The 22,970-nt window shown below is 27.2% G+C and carries 17 protein-coding genes, 2 pseudogenes and 1 CRISPR repeat array; all 19 genes and pseudogenes read right to left on the minus strand.

Features of this window, described 5'->3' with window-relative positions; translation table 11 throughout:
• Window positions 1-116: 116 nt before the first annotated feature.
• Window positions 117-1,259, minus strand: a pseudogene (locus tag Q0V24_RS10035) (transposase).
• Window positions 1,237-1,863 (minus strand): annotated as a pseudogene (locus Q0V24_RS10040) (IS607 family transposase). The pseudogenes Q0V24_RS10035 and Q0V24_RS10040 overlap by 23 nt, the downstream one beginning before the upstream one ends.
• A 256-nt stretch (window positions 1,864-2,119) precedes the next feature.
• On the minus strand, window positions 2,120-2,875 hold the full coding sequence (locus Q0V24_RS10045; protein ID WP_297521026.1) for a hypothetical protein: 756 nt from the start codon (window positions 2,873-2,875) through the stop codon (window positions 2,120-2,122).
• Between the two features lie 32 nt (window positions 2,876-2,907).
• Entirely contained in the window at window positions 2,908-3,954 is a 1,047-nt protein-coding gene (locus tag Q0V24_RS10050; RefSeq protein WP_297521028.1) for a division plane positioning ATPase MipZ, read from the minus strand.
• A 15-nt stretch (window positions 3,955-3,969) separates the two neighbouring features.
• Complete coding sequence (locus tag Q0V24_RS10055; RefSeq protein WP_297521030.1) at window positions 3,970-4,785, minus strand: PP2C family serine/threonine-protein phosphatase; 816 nt, start codon at window positions 4,783-4,785, stop codon at window positions 3,970-3,972.
• A 10-nt stretch (window positions 4,786-4,795) separates the two neighbouring features.
• Window positions 4,796-6,142, minus strand: a complete 1,347-nt coding sequence (locus tag Q0V24_RS10060) for a DUF6382 domain-containing protein (RefSeq protein ID WP_297521032.1) — start codon at window positions 6,140-6,142, stop codon at window positions 4,796-4,798.
• Window positions 6,143-6,173: 31 nt separating this feature from the next.
• A complete protein-coding gene (locus Q0V24_RS10065) occupies window positions 6,174-6,461 on the minus strand; it encodes a hypothetical protein (RefSeq protein ID WP_297521034.1) in 288 nt (95 codons plus the stop codon).
• Window positions 6,462-6,472: 11 nt separating this feature from the next.
• Window positions 6,473-8,431, minus strand: a complete 1,959-nt coding sequence (locus tag Q0V24_RS10070) for a serine/threonine-protein kinase (protein WP_297521036.1) — start codon at window positions 8,429-8,431, stop codon at window positions 6,473-6,475.
• Window positions 8,432-8,439: 8 nt separating this feature from the next.
• Window positions 8,440-8,628 carry a hypothetical protein gene (locus Q0V24_RS10075; RefSeq protein ID WP_297521038.1) on the minus strand — a complete coding sequence of 63 codons (189 nt, stop codon included), beginning with the start codon at window positions 8,626-8,628 and terminating at the stop codon, window positions 8,440-8,442.
• Between the two features lie 134 nt (window positions 8,629-8,762).
• Window positions 8,763-9,977 carry a 2-hydroxyacyl-CoA dehydratase gene (locus Q0V24_RS10080; RefSeq protein ID WP_297521059.1) on the minus strand — a complete coding sequence of 405 codons (1,215 nt, stop codon included), beginning with the start codon at window positions 9,975-9,977 and terminating at the stop codon, window positions 8,763-8,765.
• A gap of 25 nt (window positions 9,978-10,002) precedes the next feature.
• The gene (locus Q0V24_RS10085; RefSeq protein WP_297521040.1) at window positions 10,003-12,945 is read right to left on the minus strand and encodes an acyl-CoA dehydratase activase-related protein; all 2,943 of its coding nucleotides are present in this window, start codon (window positions 12,943-12,945) and stop codon (window positions 10,003-10,005) included.
• A 38-nt stretch (window positions 12,946-12,983) separates the two neighbouring features.
• Window positions 12,984-13,754 carry a putative ABC transporter permease gene (locus Q0V24_RS10090; protein WP_297521042.1) on the minus strand — a complete coding sequence of 257 codons (771 nt, stop codon included), beginning with the start codon at window positions 13,752-13,754 and terminating at the stop codon, window positions 12,984-12,986.
• A gap of 181 nt (window positions 13,755-13,935) precedes the next feature.
• Window positions 13,936-14,275: direct repeats of the CRISPR family, unit length 28 nt; unit sequence TTTATATCTAATATAGTTAAATTAATAC.
• Window positions 14,276-14,476: 201 nt separating this feature from the next.
• Window positions 14,477-16,498, minus strand: coding sequence for a CRISPR-associated helicase Cas3' (cas3, locus tag Q0V24_RS10095; protein ID WP_297521044.1), 2,022 nt, complete (start codon window positions 16,496-16,498; stop codon window positions 14,477-14,479).
• A 141-nt stretch (window positions 16,499-16,639) separates the two neighbouring features.
• Window positions 16,640-17,740 (minus strand): DNA repair protein, encoded by a 1,101-nt coding sequence (locus Q0V24_RS10100; protein ID WP_297521047.1) that lies wholly within the window; start codon window positions 17,738-17,740, stop codon window positions 16,640-16,642.
• A 14-nt stretch (window positions 17,741-17,754) separates the two neighbouring features.
• Window positions 17,755-18,930: a hypothetical protein gene (locus Q0V24_RS10105; protein WP_297521049.1), complete on the minus strand. Its 1,176-nt coding sequence runs from the start codon at window positions 18,928-18,930 to the stop codon at window positions 17,755-17,757.
• Between the two features lie 2 nt (window positions 18,931-18,932).
• On the minus strand, window positions 18,933-19,697 hold the full coding sequence (gene cas6, locus Q0V24_RS10110; RefSeq protein WP_297521051.1) for a CRISPR-associated endoribonuclease Cas6: 765 nt from the start codon (window positions 19,695-19,697) through the stop codon (window positions 18,933-18,935).
• On the minus strand, window positions 19,684-20,325 hold the full coding sequence (cas5, locus tag Q0V24_RS10115) for a CRISPR-associated protein Cas5 (protein WP_297521053.1): 642 nt from the start codon (window positions 20,323-20,325) through the stop codon (window positions 19,684-19,686). Before cas5 ends, cas6 begins: the two co-directional genes overlap by 14 nt.
• Window positions 20,326-20,590: 265 nt before the next feature.
• Window positions 20,591-21,931, minus strand: a complete 1,341-nt coding sequence (locus Q0V24_RS10120; protein ID WP_297521055.1) for an LlaJI family restriction endonuclease — start codon at window positions 21,929-21,931, stop codon at window positions 20,591-20,593.
• Window positions 21,932-21,938: 7 nt separating this feature from the next.
• Window positions 21,939-22,970, minus strand: a 1,032-nt coding sequence (locus Q0V24_RS10125) for an AAA family ATPase (RefSeq protein ID WP_297521057.1), incomplete at its 5' end; no start/stop codon positions are given.

Here is a 22,970-nt window from a genome sequence, read left to right on the forward strand (position 1 = left end):
CCTGTCTGATTTTACAATGAATAAATTCAAAGCTACTTTCATTTTATATGACAGTCCAAAGGCTTAAATTCCGATACAACGAATCGTACATATTAGCATTTATCTTTTAGGTGATATTATGCTAATTTATATTTTGAAAGATTTAAACTTGCGTTAAAGTCCCTATTAATAGTAAGATTACACTTATCATTGATACACTTATAGATTCTGTCTTTAAGTTTTAAATCTTTCTTAATAGCTCCACAAGCACTACAAGTTTTTGATGATGGAAACCACTTATCTGTTTCTACAAATTCTATTCCATATAACTCACATTTATATTTTATTTTAGTTTTAAAATCATATAAACATTACTCTGCAATAGCTTTTGATAAATGACGATTTTTCATCATTCCTTTAATATTAAGCGTTTCAACAACTATTCTTGATGGTTTGATTTTCACTATCTTATTCGTTGCTTGGTGAATATGATTATTTCTTATATTAGTTAATCTTCTATGAAGTAATCTAATCTGCTTTTCAAGTTTTATAATATTGCTAGTCTTTTTGAATTGACAACGGTTTTCACCACCTTTCTCTATTTTATTATTTTCGTATTTACGACTAACTTTTCTTTGCTTTCTTTTTAAGACCTTTTTAAGTCTTTTAACTTTTTTAGTTTTATTGATGTTTTTAAAGGCCATACCATTACTACAAATGGCTAAATCCTTTATTCCAACATCAATTCCTACGCTTTCATCTGTAAGTTCTACTTTTGGTAATTCCCTTTCAAGTCCTACTGAAATATACCAATACTTCCCATCAAAACTAATGCGAGGATTACTATATTTCACATCTAAAGGAATTGAGTAAGGTTTAATATTTACCCAACCTACTTTTTCAAAGTTGACTGCATTATCTTTAATTTTTAACTTGCAATTGTCATTATAAAATGATGCTTTAGATTTTCTTCTGCTCTTAAACCTTGGTTTATCAGATTGTTTTTTAAAGAATCTTTTATAACTATCACAAGCATCTTTAACTGCCTGTTTTGCTACATTGTTTGAAACTTCCGTAAGCCAAGTAAGTTCAGTTTTTTTAATAATTGTTATTTCTTTTCTAAGGTCGTTATCAGAAATAAATTTATCACCATTTTTATAATTTTCTTCTTGTCTTGCAATAGTCCAGTTATAGATAAATCTTGCAGTACCAACGGATTGCCATAGCTTTTGCTCTTGAACTTCTGTTGGGTATAATCTAACCTTTTTCGCAAGTATCATCTTCTAACAACTCCTTAATCATCTTCTTAACCTTATGACTTCTTTTACCTTGAAGTCGGGCACTAAATACAGTAACTATTTGTATCATATCCTCAACTAATTCCTGTTCACCAGTTCTTTCAGTATTATCAATAATTTCAATAGTTTTTCCATATTTTTTGCATAGATTTTCTATAAGTTCATAACCAAACCTAATTAATCTATCTTTATAAAGAACTACTATTTTATCAACCTCTGAATTAGTAATCATATCTATTAGTTGATTTAATCCTTTTTTATTGTAGTTAATCCTACTCCCAATATCTGTGACAATCTCAAAAGAATAACCTTTAGCAAACATATACGTTTTAACGTTTTCTATTTGCCTTTCTAAATCATCTTTTTGTTTATGAGAACTAACTCTACAATAACCAACAGTCTTTTTATTTAGTTGCACCTCTTATTTTAAACCTAAGAAGTGATTAAGTTGCTCTTGTGAATAATACCTTGTTCCAGCATCAGTTATATGTGATGGTTTTAATGTTCCATTTTTATCCCAATTCCTAAGAGTTTGAACTGTTTTTCCTATTTTAGTTGCAAATTCTCCTATTGAGTAATATTTCATAAATAATCACCTCAATTTAACTATACAACCATATCTATAACAATATATTTTTATAGATATTTATATATTTCATTTAACAGTTTCAACCCTCCAATTAGTTTACTAATAAACTAATTATAAATTAAAACACTTAGAAAATACAATTCTTTATATTTTCTTAATTGTCACTTTATTCTTACTTCTAAGTAAATAAAAATAATCCATAGTATTTCAACTTATAGTTTATCCTTATCTTTCATATTTTATTTTATCAATATTATTCTGATATATCACTTTCGATAGTTAATATTAATCCTTTTTTATACATACCCATGTTAGGAATTACACTAATTCTAAATCCATTTACTTCAATTTTAAACTCTTCTAAATCCTCATGAACAAGTTTTGGATAATTATCTTCTATCTGTGCATTAACCTTTTTATTAAATTCAGCAAAATCTACATTTTCTCCTACTATACCATCTATAAACTTTTTAGTAAGTCCACTATTTAAATCCATAACTGGCTTTTTAGATTTTATAATCTCTTCATCATAACCTATGAAATCTGTAAACTTAAATACTCCTGTATTATAATTTATACTTACAGAAAGACCATGATTTATATCACCATCTTTTAAAACTTGGTCTTGTGCTATTATTCTTTCAAGCCCCTTACTTTCTTCATTTCTATATTTTATAGAATTTTCTTCTAATAATTTTGTAATCTTATCTTTAGTTTTTGCACTATTTTCTTCTAATACCTCTGAAATTTCCGGTCTTACCTCTTTATCTACCTTAGTACTATCTGCTTCCTCTTTTTCATCCTCTACCTTACTATCTTTTTCTGACTTTTCCTCTTCTACTTTTCCATCACTATCTGCTTCTTTTGTTCCCTCTGATGCACTTTTCTCTTCTTGCTTTCTTTCTACTACACTTCCTTTTCCCTCTGTCTTTTTCTCATTAGCTCCACACCCTATAAAACTCCCTGTTAACGCTATCCCCATAACTGCAACTAAAAATATCTTTTTCATAAATCCTCCTAAAACTTTTATTTAAAACCCTTTTAAAGAACCTCATCTACAATCTCACTTATAGAACTCATAAACTTTACTGATTCATATATATTTTTATACACTCCATCTGCTAGCCCCTTTGCAAACATAACCTTACTAATTTGCACTTCACCTAAAGCTTCATAAATTTCTTCATTTATTTTTTCTTTTTTATATTGATTTAAAATAAACTTCAAATCTCCATCAATTCCGTAATGTTCTATATAATACTTAAGTTTTAAACATGCAACTCTATCATTCAAAATTGGAATTAAAACCTTATCATAAGATTTTAATATCCCTCTTTTTAAAACGCTAATATTAGAATCTACATCTATAATAATTTCTGAAAACATTTTAGTATCTGCTATATAATCTAATACCTTCTTTAAATCTGTAAGTTCTTTTATTTTATCCTCAAAATAATCAAAACAATACACACCTGTTTTTTCATCTTTCCTTAAGCCACTTTGCATTGTTGCTAAAAATGGTATTTCATCATTTTCCTCAAATGCTATATCACTATACTCTCTATTTTCAAAAAAGCACTCTGTACTCTTTATACGTTCTAAATTTATATATAAAACCTGTTTTCCAAGCTTTGCTAAAAATATCGCTATTGAACTTGCTATACTGCTTGTCCCAGCTCCTCCTATTGGTGAAAAGACACTTAAAACCTTAGTCTTTATATCTTTTATACTTTCCTCTTCACTAAATTCATTTACTTTATTACTATAAATACTAATTATATTTTCACAAAGTAAATTAGCTGCTATATATTTGTTTAAAATTTTATTTCCATCTTTATGACCTAGTTCTTCCTTTTCACTTAGTATAATTATCTGATCAAATTTAAAACTATTTAAACTTTCAGTATACAAGCTCTCACTAACTAACACTATGCCACTCTTAATCTTTTCTAACTCAATTTTTAATATATTTTCATTACTCATACAAAATATATTAAACTTTTCACTATAATTTTTAAATATATAACTTCTCAAATTATTTAAATAAAATATATCCTCACTTAGTAGCACTAAATTAATTTTCCCCATATTAATCCTCCTTTACTATAATCTTGACGTATCCTTTTCCATATTCTTTTGTTTAAGAGCTGAAGTTGTAAGAATTATAGATATATTATCCCTTTCTTTATTTCTTTTAACTTCATCTACCATGCTATTCATCACTTCATTTATATCTTTTCGATGTAATGAATACTTCCATCTATTTATTATTTGTTGAATATATCGATTACTTAGTGTCCCATAAAAACCATCACTACAGACTAAAAATATATCTCGTTCTCTTCTTTCCCCACATTTTGAAAATATATTTATATCCTCTTTTACTCCAACACACTGTAACAACAAGTTACTCTGATTGCTTACTCTAGCTTCTTCTATAGTCATTCTCTTACATTTAACTTCATTTGCTACATACGAATGGTCTTCTGTTAATTGTTCTATACCTCCACTAATTTTGTATATCCTTGAATCCCCTACATGAACAATATAATATCTCTCTTTTAATACTAATAAAGCCGATACTGTTGTTCCTATTCTTTTTTTAATTCTATTACTATAATTTATAATGTCTTGATTAGCCTCATACACTACTTGCTTTAATGACTCTATAACAGAACTATCATGCTTTGCTAATACTATCCTAACAACCTTTTCATTCCACCATTTTCTAAATTTATTTATAACCATTGCCGAGGCTATCTCTCCATAAGCAAGCCCTCCAAGCCCATCACATACAACAAATAGTCCAAAATCATTGTTTTTATATTCCCCAACTTGCACTAATATATTATCCTCATTATTAGGCTTAACAAGTCCTGCCTCACTTAAAGCTCCTACCTCAAATCTGTTCCCCTCCATAAAAGCTCCTTTATATCTCTTTGTATGTTAATAATATATTTGATATTTTAATTTTAAAGTTTTCCTCTAATTTATAAAGTCTTCCAACATCTAACTTTTTCCCATTTATATAAGTTCCATTTTTAGAACTTAAATCCTCTAAATACATTGATTTATTTACTTTTGTTATTTTTATATGCCTTTTTCCAATTGTATTATTATTTATCACATAGTCACACTCTCCTCCAAGCCTTCCTATGATAAAATTATTTTTATTTAAATAAACTCTTTCTGTTATTCCTTCATTTATAAGTAAAAAATATGGTTCTGATTTTTCTAGCATTTCAGTTCTATAAACATTCTGACTTACTATTTCTTTTTTCCCTATATTTATAAAACCTTTTTCATCATTTTTTTGCTTATCCAAAAATTCTGACTCCTCTTTCGCGATACTTATCTCATCATGATTCATTTTGTGTTGCATCAAAAATCTTACTATGATTAAATCAACTAAAATTAAGATACATGAACTTAACATTAGCATTTTTGTTTCAATTTCCATTACTATTAACATACTCACTATTCCGATTGCAAATACCTGCACTAGAATAATTCCATACCTAACCCAATTTAGTGCTATATGTCTTTTCTCTTTTCCACCCTTATTTACACCGCTAATACTAGACTCATCTAAACTATCACTATATTTATAATATTCACTAGCCCTATTAGTTTCTGTAACACCTATCTCCTTAACTATTTCTATTTTTTCTGAATCTAAATATATTGCTGAACTTATACTTTTTTTAGTTTTAGCTAGATGCATATTTAAAAGTTCTTCTATTCTCTGTTTGAAATTTTCTATACTTAAATTTTTCTCTTTAGTTAAATTTAATAAAATACCTATAAACCCATCTGTTTCATAAATTTCTGAAAAAGTAATTAAATCTACCATTACATCTTTAACAAACTTTCTAAACTCTAAGTTTATATCTCTATTAACTTCCTCATTAATTGGGATGTAAATTAAATTAATATCTGTACTCTCTGATTCATAATATATATATCTTGAATCTATAATAAAATTATTTTCACTTAATAAATAATTCACTGACTCTAAAACTATATCTATTATCTTAATTAAAAGTTCTAATGCCTCCTCCTTAGTAAACTCTTTGCTTAATAGATATTTTTTTAATGAAATTCTACCCGTTAAATCAAATAATATTATATTTTGACTATTCATTTTTATGTTATCTATTTTCATTATTTTTATTGCATCATTTCTATTAACCATACCTATTTGATAAGCTAAAACTTCTTTTTTATTCACATTAATCTCAAGTGTATTGTTTTTTATATCTTCCTTTATATTCAAGTTTCTTCTCCCCACCTTTTTCTTAAAAATACTATCTTAAAAAGTCATCTAAAAAATCCGTATCATCTTCTAAATAATCTGTATCATTTTTACTTCCTGCTACAATTTCTTCTAAATAATCTGTATCATAATTAAAATTTTTCATTTCCTGTTTAGATATATTTATTTCATTTTTCATATACATATTTTTTCTTACTTTTCTCATATCCATTTTATTTTTTTTAACTTTAACCCCTTGTTTTACATACATATAACAAAGAATTCCTGAAATAATAAGCCCTAGAGTACCTATTATCATTTTCAAAATCCCTATACTCATTTAAACATCACCTATCTTAAACTCTTTTTTAATCTTTTATATTCAGTATTATTTTTATCAAATCCTACACACTGTTCAGCTTTTTCTAAATTTTCTTTTGCTTTATCAATTCTTCCCTGCCTATAATATATATTTACTATTCTTAAATTAGCTAAATAACTTTCACCCTCTAAACTTATTACCTTCTCATAACTCTCAATTGCCTCTTTATAACTTTCACTTACACCTTTGTTATTCTTAATTTCACCATTATAAATTCCAAGTTCTAAGTAAATATCACCTATATTCATGTATATATCTACTTTGGGGTGTATCTCTATACATTTTTTATATTTTTCTAAAGACTTTTCTAAAGATTTTTCATATTTACTTTTACTTTCATTTCCGAGTATATCAATTACACCATGTTTGCCCTCTTTTTTTATCTTTTCAGCTTGTTCTTTATAAGCTATTGCCAATTTTTCTGCAATTATATAATCGCCATTTAACAGATCATCAGCCTTTTCTAATATAACTATTTTTTTACTTATACTATCTTCTACAATTTTAGAAACTTCAGAACTTGAATATATATTAGCTATTGCAGAGTATAAATTTATTGCTAATAATTTATCTACCTCATTCTCTTTTATAAATCTTTCAAATTCAGTTATTGCATCTACAATAATTTTGCTACTATTAGGTTTAAGTGGTTGATTAAGTTCATTACTCAGCCTATTTAATGCACTAAAGTCATCATCTACTCGCTTTTTATTATCAACCTTATTAAAATACTCAACTGCTTTTTCATATTCCTCATTTAAAAAAGATAATTTTCCAAAAAGATAATTAAAATATTCATCATCCTCAAACTTTTTATCAGTATCTATCAAATTATTTAAATAAATAATTCCTTTTTCAATTTCCCAGTTACATATATATGCCTTCACTATTTCATAAGAGCTCGCCTCATCACCTGGTTTATACTTTTGTGCTTCTTTAAATTCTTCTATTGATGCTATAAAATCCATTTTTATTTTTTCTTCGCTTCCAGCTTCCATATAATCATCATATTTTTCATTTAATTCATTTCTATAATTTCCAAGTCCACTTGAAATTGTATTAATTGAAAGTATCATAACAGCAATAGTCATTAAAGTTTTAGCTCTTCTAATATTATTTTTTCTTTCAAATTCGATTCCAATATTTTTAACATTATCTAAATCGTAAAGCATCTCTCTAATATTTTTATATCTTAAACTAGGGTCAAGTGCTGTAGATTTTATCACTATATGTTCTATACCTTCACTAAGCTTTTTATTTATCTCTCTTACTGGCTTAATTTCATAGGGCGGCTCATCTGGAGTTTTATCTGTCAAAAGCCTGTACATAGTAACCCCAAGTCCATATATATCTGTTCTTGCATCTGTTTGACTGTTACTTATTCTGTACTGCTCTGGAGCTGCATATCCTCTAGTCCCAAGATAATCAGTATCTTCACTTGCATCAACTTTAAACTCTCTTGCAATACCAAAATCTATAACCTTTATGCTACCTTCTTTTGTAAGCATTACATTTTCCGGCTTCATATCTCTATATATTATTGGATTGGGCTTTAAATTATGTAGGTAATCAAGTGCATTACATATTTGTTTTGCCCATTCAATTACAACTGCTTCTTTTATAGCCCCAGTTTCCTTTGCTATACTCTCTAAAGTTCTTCCATCTACAAAATCCATAACTATAAAAAAGTATTTATCAGACTCGCTAATATCTGTAATTCTTGGAAGCATTGGATGTTGTAACATTTTTAACATATTAGGTTCTGCAAGTAAATTTCCACCATCTTTATTCTTTTTTATTACCTTTATAGCCCAATACGTATTAAGTTTTAAATCTTTTGATAAATAAACTGCTCCCATCCCACCTTTTCCAACTGTTTCTATGAGTTGATATTTTTTTTCAATTATTATCCCTGCTAAATCTTCCATCTTATCACCTAACTTACCCTATAAAAAAATTTATCTATTATAAATAATACAGTTATCACATCTACCGATACTGTAAATAAAATTAATCCTAGAACTCCTATTGGATTAGTCCAAATACTAAAGTAAATACCAGCTCCAAATACAATCATAAGCAGCTGTAATATTAAAATTAATATACTTCCTATTACTATCTTCACTAACATCACCCCTAAAGCTAATATATTCTATATATATACTAAAAAAACCTTTTATATATACAAAATTTCCCTAAAAACTTATGTAAACCTAAAATAATACAAAAAAAATAGCCTAATTTCTAATTAAGCCATTTTTATACATCTAAAACTTTATTCATTTTTGCATTAGACAACATTAGTTTTATTCTATTTTCTTGATTAACTTTTGTTCCTGATGGATCATAATCTATTGCAACTATATTAGCATTTTTATACGTGCTCATAATTTTTCTAACCATGCCTCTTCCAACTATATGATTAGGCAAACATCCAAAAGGCTGTGCACAAACTATATTATTAACTCCATCTTTTATAAGTTCTAACATTTCAGCTGTCATAAGCCACCCTTCACCCATTTTGACACCTTCATTTATATAACCTTTAGCATAACTTCTTACAGTTTCAAACTTTGTTGGCGCTTTAAAATCACTATATTTTATAATAGCCTTTATCATTTTTTTTTGCTGTATAACCAAATAATTATAACCTATCCTTGTAATATTCTTTGATTTTTTATTCATTCCATAAAGCTTATTGTCTACCTGTGAATTTGCAAGGCAATACATAAAAAAATCACAAACTCCAGACATCACAACCTCACACCCTTCATTTTGAAGAAACTCTTCAAGTTTATTATTTCCAAGTGGAGAATACTTCATATAAATTTCCCCTACAATTCCAACTTTAATTTTTTCTTCTTTAATAAGTTCTATCCTAGAAAAATCACTTAACATAAGTTTATATATCTTATCACTCTTAAACACACTAATATCTTTAGATTTTTCTGCAATTATATCAATCCATTTATCTACTACTTTTATAGTACTACCTTTTACTTTTTCATAACTTTTACACTGATTAGATATATACATAAGTGCATCACCATAAAACATTACATTAACAAGTTTTAAAAGAAGTATAGGTGATAACTTAAATCCTGAATGTGACTCAAGTCCTGAACCATTTAAAGAAATTACAGGTACACTAGAAAATCCATTGTCTTTAAGTGCTTTCCTAAGTAAATGAATATAATTTGATGCCCTGCACCCTCCACCTGTCTGAGTAATTATAAACGCAGTTTTATTTTTATCATACTTACCACTTTTGATTGCATGTATAAGTTGCCCTATAACTATCATAGCAGGATAACATATATCATTATGCACAGTTTTAAGCCCCTCTTTTAAAGCAGTTTGTGAATCTCCTTCAAAAAATTCAAGATTATAGCCATATTCACCAAGTAGTTTAGATATTATTTTAAAATGTATAGGAAGCATTGTTGGAGCTACTATTGTATAATCTTCTTTCATCTTCTTTGTAAACTCTGGATACCTTCTACTTTTCAATACCCTCACCATCCTTTTCCCTTATAGCCTCTAAAAGACTTCTTATCCTAATTTTTGCTGCACCAAGATTACTTGTTTCATCAATCTTTATCTGCGTGTATATCTTTCCACTCTTCTCTAAAATTTCTTTCACCTCATCAGCTGTAACTGCATCTGTCCCACACCCAAATGATACAAGCTGTATAAACTCCATATCTGTCTCTCTTGCAACTCTTTTAGCCGCACTATAAAGCCTTGCTTGATAAGTCCATTGATTAAGAATATTAACCTGTGCTATATCATCTGTGCTACTTAAACAATCCTCTGATATTATAACCACTCCAAGTTCTGCTATAGCCCTATCAATTCCATGACTAACCTCTGGGTCTATATGGTATGGTCTTCCTGCTAAAACTATAATCTTCTTGTTATTTTCTCTAGCAAAATCAATATATTCCCTAGCTACATCTCGAACATTATTTTTATATAAATTATATTCCTCAAATCCTAGCTCAACTGCTTTTTTAACATCTTTTAATTTAATATCAAAAATATGTTTAAGTGAACTGTATAATTCTTTTGCTAAAAGTTTTTTATCATTCAATGCTAAATATGGCATTATAAAATTCTTATTCTCTAACACTTTCATATTTGCATTTAAAAGTTCTGGGTAATATGCAACCACAGGACAATTAAAACAATTATCAGCAAGCCCCTCATCTAAGTTATAACTCATACATGGATAAAATATATTCTTAATCCCCTTATCTAAAAGACTTTCTATATGTCCATGAGCAAGTTTTGCTGGATAACATACCGTATCAGATGGAATTGTATGTTGTCCTTTTGTATACAGCTTTCTTGTAGAATCATCTGATAAAACTACCTGTATATTTAAACTTTCAAAAAACTTACTCCAAAAAGGTAAAAACTCATACATATTCATAACTAAAGGAATACCTACCTTATCTTTTCTTTCTTCTTTTGAATTATATTCTCTTATTTTCTTATACTTATAAGCATATATACTCTTTATATCACCTTGATTCTTTTTTCCCTCTGGTCTTTTGCATCTATTACCTGATATAAATCTTATTCCACCATTAAAAGTATTTATAGTAAGATTACATCTATTAGTACAAATTCCACACCTTGTTACAGATGATTTATGAGTAAAGTCTTTAAGCTCCTCTTCTCTAATAAATGATGTTTTAATATTTTGATTTTCTATAGCATAAAGTGCTGCACCATATGCCCCCATAAGTCCTGCAATACTTGATCTTATAACTTCTCTACCAAGCTCTAGTTCAAAACTTCTAAGAATTGCATCATTATGCATTGTTCCACCCTGAACAAGTATATTCTCCCCAAGCTCTTTAGCATCACTTATCCTTATAACCTTATACAAAGCATTCTTAACAACACTAATAGAAAGTCCAGCTGATATATCATCTATAGTAGCCCCCTCTTTTTGTGCCTGTTTAACTGATGAATTCATAAACACTGTACATTTTGAACCAAGGTCCACAACATTCTTTGCAAAAAGCCCCATTTTAGCAAACTCTTTAGCACTATATCCAAGCTGTCCTGCAAAACTTTCTATAAAAGACCCACAACCAGAAGAACATGCCTCATTAAGCATTATATTTGAAATAATCTTATTCTTTATCTTAAAACACTTTATATCCTGCCCACCTATATCTAAGATAAAGTCTACATCAGGATTAAAAAATGCCCCAGCCTTAAAATGTGCTATTGTTTCTACTATCCCAAAATCAACTCCAAAAGCTGACTTTATAAGTTCCTCTCCATACCCTGTAACGCATGAAGAAATAATTCTTTTATCATCATCAAGCAAATTATATATATGAGTAAGCTCATCTCTTATAACCTCTATTGGGTTCCCCCTATTTGATGAGTAATACGTATGTAAAATTTCTTTACCCTCACCAATAAGAATAAGCTTTGTAGTTGTACTCCCTGCATCTATACCAAGAAATATATTTCCTTTATATTCTTTTATATCTTTATAATTTACTGTTGCTTTATCATGTCTTTCTTTAAACTTTATATAATCCTCTTCTAAGTTAAAAAGTGATGGAACTATATCAGTTGTTTTTCTAAGCTTTGATTTATCATTCAAAAGCTCAGTAAGTTTTTTATAAGAATACATCTTCTCACTATCTTTTGCATATATAGCACTCCCAAGTGCCACAAATATCTGTGCATCTTTTTCAAGCACTCCTGTCTTTTCATCAAGATTTAAAGTTTCTCTAAATCTCTTTCTAAGACCTTTATAAAAATACAAAGGTCCCCCAAGAAATAGTATATTTCCTTTTATCTCTCTCCCTTGTGCAAGACCTCCCACAGTTTGGTCTACAACTGATTGAAATATACTAGCAGAGATATTTTCTTTTTTAGCACCTTGATTTAGAAGAGGCTGAATATCTGTCTTAGCAAAAACTCCACATCTTGAAGCAATAGGATAAATAGTTTCTGCCTTTAAACTTAAATCATCAAGCTCTTTGTTTGTAACATGCATAAGATGAGCCATCTGATCTATAAATGCACCAGTTCCCCCAGCACAGCTAGAATTCATTCTCTCCTCAAAACCATCAGTCAAAAAGATTATCTTTGCATCCTCACCACCAAGTTCAATAGCGACATCTATATTAGAAAGTCTTTTTTTAATCGCAAGAGTACTAGCAAAAACTTCTTGAACAAAATCAATATCAGTTTCCCTTGAAATTCCATACCCAGCAGAACCTGTTATAGCAAGTTTAAACTCTTGATTTTCTACTATACTTTTAATATTATCTACCTCAGATAAAATTACATCTCGTATCTTAGAAAAATGTCTATTATAACTCTTATATATAATATTATCTTTATCATCTAAAACAACTAGCTTAACAGTTGTAGAACCAGCATCTATCCCCACTCTTAAACACACAAAATTCACCCCTCTATAAATCACTTTAATCTATCTCACTATTTTTTATTTTTACATCTAAAATAACTTCTAATACTTTTAACTTCCTCACCATATTTTTTATGCTCTAGTCTTGGAAAAGCTTTTAATATCCTTTTTTCATACTTAAATGAAGCTTTGATTTTATTTATCTTCTCTTTTAAATCATGTTTTCTTTTATCAAACTCAAAATCATGCTTTCCACTTAACCTATCTCTTAAACTTATATTGTATTTTTTAAGCTCTATATTTAAATCTCTAATCTCATCTAACTTAGAATTAAATACCCTAAGTTTCTTAACACTACAAATAAAATCATAGATAAAAATCACAAGTAAAATAATAGCTACTATAAATAAAGTATTATCACTTATCCCAGAAATAATACCCTCAATTTCTTTATGAACATACCTTATAAGAAAAACTACCATAATACCAAACATACCAGAATTTAAAAGACAGATACGACCATTAATATTTAATGGATATGTACTGTAATTCCACCACCTAGCATTAAATAACTTTTCTAAAGCAAAAGACGTAAAATACTCAATAATAGAAGTAATAAGAATCCCAAGAAAAAATACTAATAAAATATTCTCACTAAACCTGTAAATGGAAAAAATAAGAATACAAGAACCAACTCCGTAAATAGGACAGACTGGCCCCTTTAGCATGCCCCTATTCACAAACTCCTTCTTCTCAAAATCAGAACAGTAAATAACCTCACAGCACCAACCAAGAAAAGAATAAATGAAAAAATATAGAATGTACTCTAAAAATATAATCAAAATAACACCCTTTAAATATTGCTTATTAATAAGTATAGTAAAATTATTTTATAATTATTATTATTTTAACGATTAATCATTATTTTTTAATATTTTGCATTTAGATAAAAAAGAAGATGAACTTTTTAAATTCACCTTCTTCCTATCAATTACAAATCTCTATTTCCAAAAATCCATAATAATTATATCTAATATAGTTTAATTTATACTCACTTTTATAATTTTATAATTTATATCTAGTATAGTTTAATTTATACGAAACTAGATGTTTGAATCGAACCTTATATCTATATGTTTATATCTAATATAGTTAAATTAATACTCGGAGGTTTAATTTGTTATCTAGCTGGATTTAAAAAGTTTATATCTAATATAGTTAAATTAATACCTGAGTTTTCTAATACATCTGTTTGCTCATCTAAACTGTTTATATCTAATATAGTTAAATTAATACTTGATAAAAATACTTTAAATTCATCAATAATTACAAGGTTTATATCTAATATAGTTAAATTAATACCCAAAATTTTTAGCGCTTTTTTGACTATTTCAAGCCATTTGTAGTACCTAAATTTGTATTTTCCAAGTTCCCTTTGCAGTAGACCGCCGGTCCTATTTTTGAATCTTCCTAAAAACACCCTCTAAAGCATTGATATGACTAGTTTCAAATTGCTTTTATCCCCAAATAGGTCTACTGCAAATTGCTTTTATGCAAAATTATCTTATATATTTCCATCGAATTTAAGTCCAGTTTTACTATCATATTTATAATTGGCTATATAAATATAATTCTCTGTATCATAAGTGAATAAATCCTTATCTACAAACTTTTTAACTTTTCTTACATTAACTTTTAATGATTCAGCTTCAAGGAATTTCTTTTCTTTAATTAAATCTTTAAATTCTGTATATAAACACTTTGGTAATATACTTATAGTTTCTGATCCACACATATCATCTGTAGCATCAGAATTATAAGAACCAATTTTTAAACCTTTTATTAGTAAATCAAAATATTCTATATATTTATTATACTCATCCCAGTTAAACTCTTTATATACTTTATCAAGATAATAATTAACTTTTTCTTCTAAAATTATACTAGAATCTTTTTCTATAACTTCGCTTATTACTTTATCTGTATTTTCTATCAAAACTTCATCATAAATAGTCTTAATATTATCATAAACAAATATATCCGCTATGTCTTTTTCAGCTTTTCTATTTACTCTTCCAAACCTTTGTAGCAAAGCATCCCATGGAGCTATTTCAGTAAACATTACATCATAATCTATATTAAGTGAAACTTCTATTGCTTGTGTTCCTATAAGTAATTTATTAGTTTTTAATCCTTGTTCTGCAACCTCTCTATCTCTTGTATTAAATCTACCATGTATTAATTTAGTTTGATATTTCACAGAAAACCTTTCATATAACTCTTGTGAAGTTTCAACATTATTTACACATAAAATCACTTGCTTTCCCTCTTCTAAACATTTTTCTATTTTATCTAAATCATCTAAAATAGTTTTTCTTACTCTATGAATTTTATGCCTTATTCTTAAATCTTTTTTATCAGCAGTTATAAATTTAGTTATTCCCAACCTTTCTTTAATAACTTCTTGTAGACAGGTCGGAATACTAGCACTCATAATACATACACTTGCACCTAAATTTTCTTTAAGCCATTTTAACATTTCTAATATATAACTTAACTCTTTCATATCAAAACAATGAATTTCATCCACTATAAATATTGAATTTTTCATTTGAGCCAGTAACATTTCAAATCTTTTACACCCAAACATAGCTTTAACTAATTGAAATATAGTACAAATATTAATTTGCTTCGTACTTTTCTTAAACGCCTTATAATCATCTTTTGTAAAATCATCTTTATACTTGCCTAAAAAATATTCAGCTTTACTATGTAGCATTGCTACACTTAACCCCATTTCATTCATATCTTTATATTGTGAATTTATACTAGCTGTATATGGAAGTATGTAGTATATTCTTTTACTCTTATCTGTATTCTGAACTATATCACTCCAAAACATTGAAGTTGCAGTTTTTCCCAATCCTGTCATAGCCATAATTAATATATCAATTTCTTCTTTTAATGCTATAACTTCTCTTTGAATGGAGTTAGGTTTACCTTGAATTTCAAATTTATTTATTGTATCTAATCCTTTGTCTATTGTAGTTATTCCAGCTGATGCCATATGGTCACAATAGTTCAATAACCCTTTTAAAATTATATTATCTAAATCAGTAACTAATTTTTTACCTTTTCTTGTTTTGCATAAATCTATAAAGTGAGTTATATCTTCAAATTCTAAATTAAACTTTTCACTTAACTCATCCATTTCGGATTTATACTCATTTCTTACTATATTTTCCCTAAGTTTATCTAAATCTTTATGATGTGTTAAGATTGCAAGTTTAATATTATCAGGCAAACCTTTAATGGATGCTCCATAAATTTCATGTCTTATTGTTCTCTTTTTAGTTTCTAAGTTATCCTGAAAATACTTAACACATTTTCCTATATCATGAAGCTGGCAAGCTAAATCTAATTTTCTCTCTATTACCTCATTTAATCCAAAAACTTCTTTTATTTCTTTTCTTATCACATCTAAATCTTGATTATGTTCAAATACATTTTTATCTTCTTCTATTGATTTTGCATTATACTTCTTACATTCATTTTGAATATCTTTCAATTTTTTTTCATCTAACATTTTTTATTGTAGCTCCTTTTTATAAAATCTAATATAGTTTAATTAATACTTCCAAGTTGCTGTATAAATATTATTGACGATTCGGTCTTTATATCTAACTTAGTTTAATTAGTACTCTCAAAAATAAATCTACTGTGAAATTCAAATTTCTATTGTAACATCAAGTGAATTGGCTAAAAACTCTCTATAAGCCCCAAAACTTCTATGAACATTATCTACTTTTACAAACTCAAACTCCTCTGTTATTACCTTTAAACTTTCTTCAATCTCATTATAAGATTCTGCATTAAATCTATCTACACCTATAAATACATCACTTACTCTAAACTCTTCATTTTTTTCTAGTGTTTGTCTTAACATCTTTATATCTAACCCTTTACCATTCATTAATCCTTGGAATACATTATTACCCCATGAATATTCACCTAAAATTACAAACTTTGGTTTAGTGTCAGTTAAATAGTTATTTTGATTCCCTTGTATTGCTAAGTATTCTAAAGCTCTAAGAGTTGAATTTATTCTTTTAAATATTTCATCATTCTCTAAATCCTTTACATTTAAATTTTCTGCTGCTATTTTTGAATAATCTCTAAACTCTAAATCTTCATCAGCCACAACAAACTTACCAACTTTATCTATGTTTAAATTAGCAATTCCATAACTTACACCTGCATATGTTTCTATATTTAAAGGTAAGTTTTTTCCTGTTTCATCTTTTGAAACGCACCATTCTGTATTAACTCTTTCATTTCCAACTGCTACAACTGGACTCATTTGCATTCTTGATTTTCTTTTCATAGTTCCTGAACCAATCTTTTCATATTTTAAAGTTTTTCCTTTTCCTTTTTCACTATACATTGCCTTTAAAGCTTCATCTAACGCATTATAATCTTCCTCTGTTATAGTATCCTTTTTTGTAGCCATCATATATCCAAATATATCATCATTAGCAAATTTAGCTGGATGTGGATCACAAATTATTCTACTTTTATTTCCATTTTCACCAGGTTGCATAACTTTTTTAGACTGCTCTAACCCATCAACTTCTCCCATGAATTGTTTTAGCCCATGCTTAGCAGATACTGTTGAAAGCATCCCTTTCCCGTTTATCTTCTTAACAAATGTCGTATTAGTTGAATTGCTTTTTTCCACATCTAATGCACTTCCTGAAAGCCTACCATTTATAATTTCTATACCATAACCTATATTTAAAAATCTTTTTGTACCATTGCTTATCATCATAATTTAACCCGCTCCTACATTCTTTCTATTAATTTTACTATCATTAAATTTTTTACACTTCTATATTTCATTCTATTAGTTAATACTAATAATTCATCAGAATTAAATAGTTTTTCACCTGTAAGCTCTAAGTAACATCCTAAAGTATCTATAAGGAAATCCTCAAATGGACTTATACCTTCTTTCAGATACTTTAAAGTCTTATAACTTTCTTGTATTTTCTTTAGTTCTACAACTCCATCACAAATTTTGTCTATTAATTCAATTGTTTTAGTATTCAATCTATTTACCTCCTTATTTAAAAATTCTAATAATTCTTTACTGCATTTTATCTCAAATCTATTATTAGACTTATCAAACTTTATAATATTTTTTATGTAACTATCTGTGAGCCTTCCTTCTAGCATATTTACAAGCAAGTAATATTCCGGTGTAGTAAATTCATCCCACAAACCATTGATTTTAAGTTTATTAAACATTTCTATATCTTTATAATCTAAACCTTTTATTTCAAATGTTGGCATGCCTAAACCTATGTTGTTAAATCTAACTTGCTCAAGTGAGCCATTATAATATTTATTAACTTTAATTCCCCACATTTCTTTTATTAAGTCTACTTTTGTTGCTTCATTTTTCTTATCCTTGGCTATTTTCATGGATATATCTCTATTGTTTTGCACTTGAATTTTTTCAGTATAATCATACATAAAATCATTATCTGTGTGATTATATAAAATAACATCCTGCACAACTCTGCAATTAAGCATAGAAAATACTGTTAAAGTTAAGCAATGAGAACATATGTTAACACCTTGTAGGTTATTAGAGTAGTTATACATTGTAAGTGAAACTATCCCTGGCACATATGTTTTATTGATTAAATTAAATATATTAACTTTTTTTTCACCACACCTACAACAAGTTTCTGTGCCTTTTAATTCAAATGAAGTTTTAATACTTTCTGAGAGTTCTTTGTAACCCTTCCCTTTTTGTGTTAGTGCCGAATTAGGAAAAACCATACTTTTTAAATTTGCATACTTTTCACATCCAGTAAAATCAAATATTCTCTCACTCATTTTTTCTATATTATCTTCTATATCTTGTTCTGTAATATCTTCTATTTCTTTATCTAAATAGTAAGCCAATATAAAAAGTCCATTATCAACAAATACATTGTATGTTCTTTTCACAACTACTCATTCCTTCCACATATATATGAAAGATGCCCCATACCTAGTGAATTATTTTGGCCTAAACCACAGTTATAAGCTATTTTTTGCATATCTACATCAGCTTGAATATATATTTCAAAATTTGAAAATCCTATGACAAATCCATCTTTATGTATATCTTTTATAAACTTTTGTTTTATCTTGCAGAAATCCTCTATTTCAAAGAATAATTCCCCTTCATATTTTTTACTATACACTGCTTCGTATTTTCTAAGTAGATTTCTCCCTAATGCTTCATAATATCTCATATCACAAGGATTTAAGAATTCTGCTTTTTTCATATCAGGATTATATATAGATTCAACAACTGGATTTCTAACTTTGTATAGCATTATTTTATTGAATCTAAATTTCTTATCATCTTCAACTGATTTAAGTGTTAAATTACAATTATCTATTTGTATTACTCCAGCTTTTAAAATACCTTTGAATAATAAATTTAAAACTTTATTTGCTCCACTAATAGTAAACTTCACCGCACTACCTTTTTTAATTTCAATTCCTTCTCTTGTATAATTTGCACCTTCAAAATACACATGAAAATTGAATAGTTTATATCTTTTGTTTTCAACTTTAAATCCTTCATTATGAATTATTTTAGTTTTTTCAGCATCTATCATAGTCATTAATTTATACGCATCTTGCATTGATTTATATTGATAGTTATAATTTATTACACTATCTTCATTTGCTATGAAGTGAATTACTTTTCTATCTAACTGCATTTATTTCACCATCCTTCCAATTCCATAAGAATATGTTTTGTTCTTCTTCTTCATCATAAAATTTGTCATATTCAAATTCTTTATTGTTTTTAACAAGTTCCGTTTCATAATCATATGCACATTTATCAGAATTAAATTTAGTCAAAGTATTAATTCTTACCGGCATTCCACCTTCAATACTCATATCTGTCCACTGATTAAAACCTTGAGCTTTTTGATTTATAAGATTTACTTCTTCATCACTTACTAATGTTGCTAAATAATTTGCTTTACCCATAACTAAAGTTTCATCTAAAATAATTTTCTTATCTATATCTGTGTAAATTATCAACTCTGTATCAACTAGATGTTCTGTTATAAAGTTATCACCTGTAAATCTTCTTCCAGCTGTATATTTGTTTTTTCTTCCATCAACTTCTTTATATATTTTATTAAACTCTTTACTTATATTTTTATATTCAAAAGTAAATCCCAAAATAAAATCATTTATATTTTCTCCAAATAAATTTTGGAGAATTCCAACTATTGATGAAATTGGTGGTTTGTCATATGTTTTTTGTAACTTTCCTTGAAGTGGAACTTTAAAATGACCTAACGGAGCTATAATCTTAGTTTTTCTTAATTTCATTTTTTCACCTCATTTTCTTTTATAATATTATATGGATTTATTTTTAATATTTATCTATACTATTGTTCCAAAGTTTTCTAAATATATTCATAAATATTATTTTTATTTTATAGTAAAATAAGCTGTGCTAAAATTTAAATTCTAGCATAGCTTTCTTATTCTTATATTTTATTCTAACTATTCAGGTGTTGTAATTAGTTAATTATTTCGATAACTTAAATACCTCTATAATTTTTTTTCATTTACAACGCCCTATTCTTTACACTTATCTAACATCTTTCAATAGCTTTATTATTTTTATAAAGTTAAAAACTTTATTAGAAGAAAATATTTCAATAAACTCCGTATCATTTATATTCATTAAAACTATCTGATTTGCTTTTATTTTCACACTCTTCATAAATTCTAATTCAACTTGACCTACTTTCCTAGTTTCTAATTCACTTGGAAATAAAAATATATTATATATATAGTCAATATCATTTTCTTTTATATATTTTTCACATATTGTTTCATACAAATATTGTTTTGTTACATCAGAAATACCTGGGTTAGCACTTATTTTATCATCTTCATATTTCATACAATAATACTTAGCATCAAAGATCAATAAATATTTTTTCCCCTCATATACACACATCGTCATAATATCCGGCTTTAATATATTTCTTTTATTATACATTTCTTTATTATCAATTACCCATTTTGGTGTTTCAAATTTATACTTGTCTTCAATGCTTTTTATTTCATTATTTAAAACTCTTGAGCATAAAGTTTCCCAAATATACTTAAAATTTCGAGTTCCATAAAAATACATTTCATTATCAACTTCACTCACACTCTTCATTTCCAGATAATTAATCATGTATGTTATTGTATTTATTTTGCTATCTTTAAATTGTACTTCTAACTCTTTTTTCAATATTTCAGCACAAAATATAAAATCTTCTATTTGTATAATATTCCTTAAGTTTATATCTATCTCATACCCTAATATATCTATAATTTCTTTTTTTCTTAGGAATTCAATTGCATCATTTAATATAAAATAATGCAATTTTGTAATAAAATTATCTTCTTCATCCATGTTTTCCTCTGTATAATACTCTGTATAAATATATTGTCCATTAAATACTAATGGATCTAAACTATCTATCGTATCTCCCCAATCAATAGCCCCATTTCCATTTATAATTTTTAATTTATATTCCTCAAAATATATCCCGTTACTTATATAATCTTCTAAAATTAAAATTGAATTATATATTTTACTGTTCATCTTCTTACTTTCTGCCCATTCACTACCAACAAATATATTTCTTTCAACACTTTTTTCTAAATACATCTTTTTTAGTATTTTAAATATAGTCTTAAAAGAACTGTACTTATTATCACCTAAACTCGTATATTTAGGATTTATGCTAATAATAATCTCTCTCCAAGCTATTATTCCAACATAGTCAAAACAAAATTGCTCTTTGTTGTTATATTTAATAATGTTTTTTTTAATTAAACACGCCCATAATTCATCTATATTTTTAGTAGGCAATTTTTTCTCAAACTCTAAACTAGTCATATATTCCAACTCTTTAAAAAATATCATCATATTATCACTACTCTTCGCACAAACTTTCTACTACTTCTTTATTGCTTAATATAGTGTCAGCCAAAAGATCAAAAGTAAATAGTTTTTCTTCTTCATAATATTTTTTTATATCAGATATTCCCATCACATTTTCATTGAAAAAGTCTATTTTTCTATTTTTCAATATATCCTCGTATATATAAACTAATAACTTATCGATAAATATCTTTTCAAACTCTTTCACATCTTTCTTTAACTCTTCTAAGCTAAAAAAGTATGCTCCAATCAGCTTGTCTTCATTTATTTTATTCTCCAATAATTCTTCATTTATTTTCTTTCTTACATCATTCCAAAAACATTCTTTTCCATTTAATATAATTTTAATACTCTCTATTCCCTCACTATTTTCATTTATTCCTATATATTCTGGTGTCCACCTTCTTTTAAATGCCGAATCCATATGGTAAACCCCTTGATCAGCACTATTCATTGTAGCCCAAATATACATATTCCCTGGAATTTTCAATGTATCAATTTTTAAATTTTCTTCAAATAAATAATCTTTTATATCTTCTGATATACTTATTCTATATCTACTTTCACCATTATTTTCTCTGTCTAAAAGTTGAAAAACATCACCAAACACAGCTGCTGGATTAGCTCTATTTAGTTCTTCTATAACTAATAAATAATTATTTTCCTTATCCTTCATAGCCTTTACTAAAGTTCGCAAAAAAGGTCCTGGTATATATTCATAAAACACCTTTTTTTCACCTTCTATAACTCTACTAACTGGTTTATATGACCCAACGAATTGATTAAACGTATAATTAGGATGAAACGTTACTCTTTCGTATCTTTTCTCAAGCTTATATTTTTTTATATCACAACTAATTCTATAGCTTTTCCCAGTCCCTGGCGCTCCAAAAATTAATCTATTTAACGCTATATCTATCTTTTCACTATTACTACTATAGTTTAATTCTCTATTTCCTTTTACAAGTTCAACTAATTCACTATATTTTATTTGCATACTTTGACTTACCTTATTAGGGTGAAC

This window comes from uncultured Clostridium sp., assembly GCF_947039605.1.
GTDB lineage: Bacteria > Bacillota > Clostridia > Clostridiales > Clostridiaceae > Sarcina.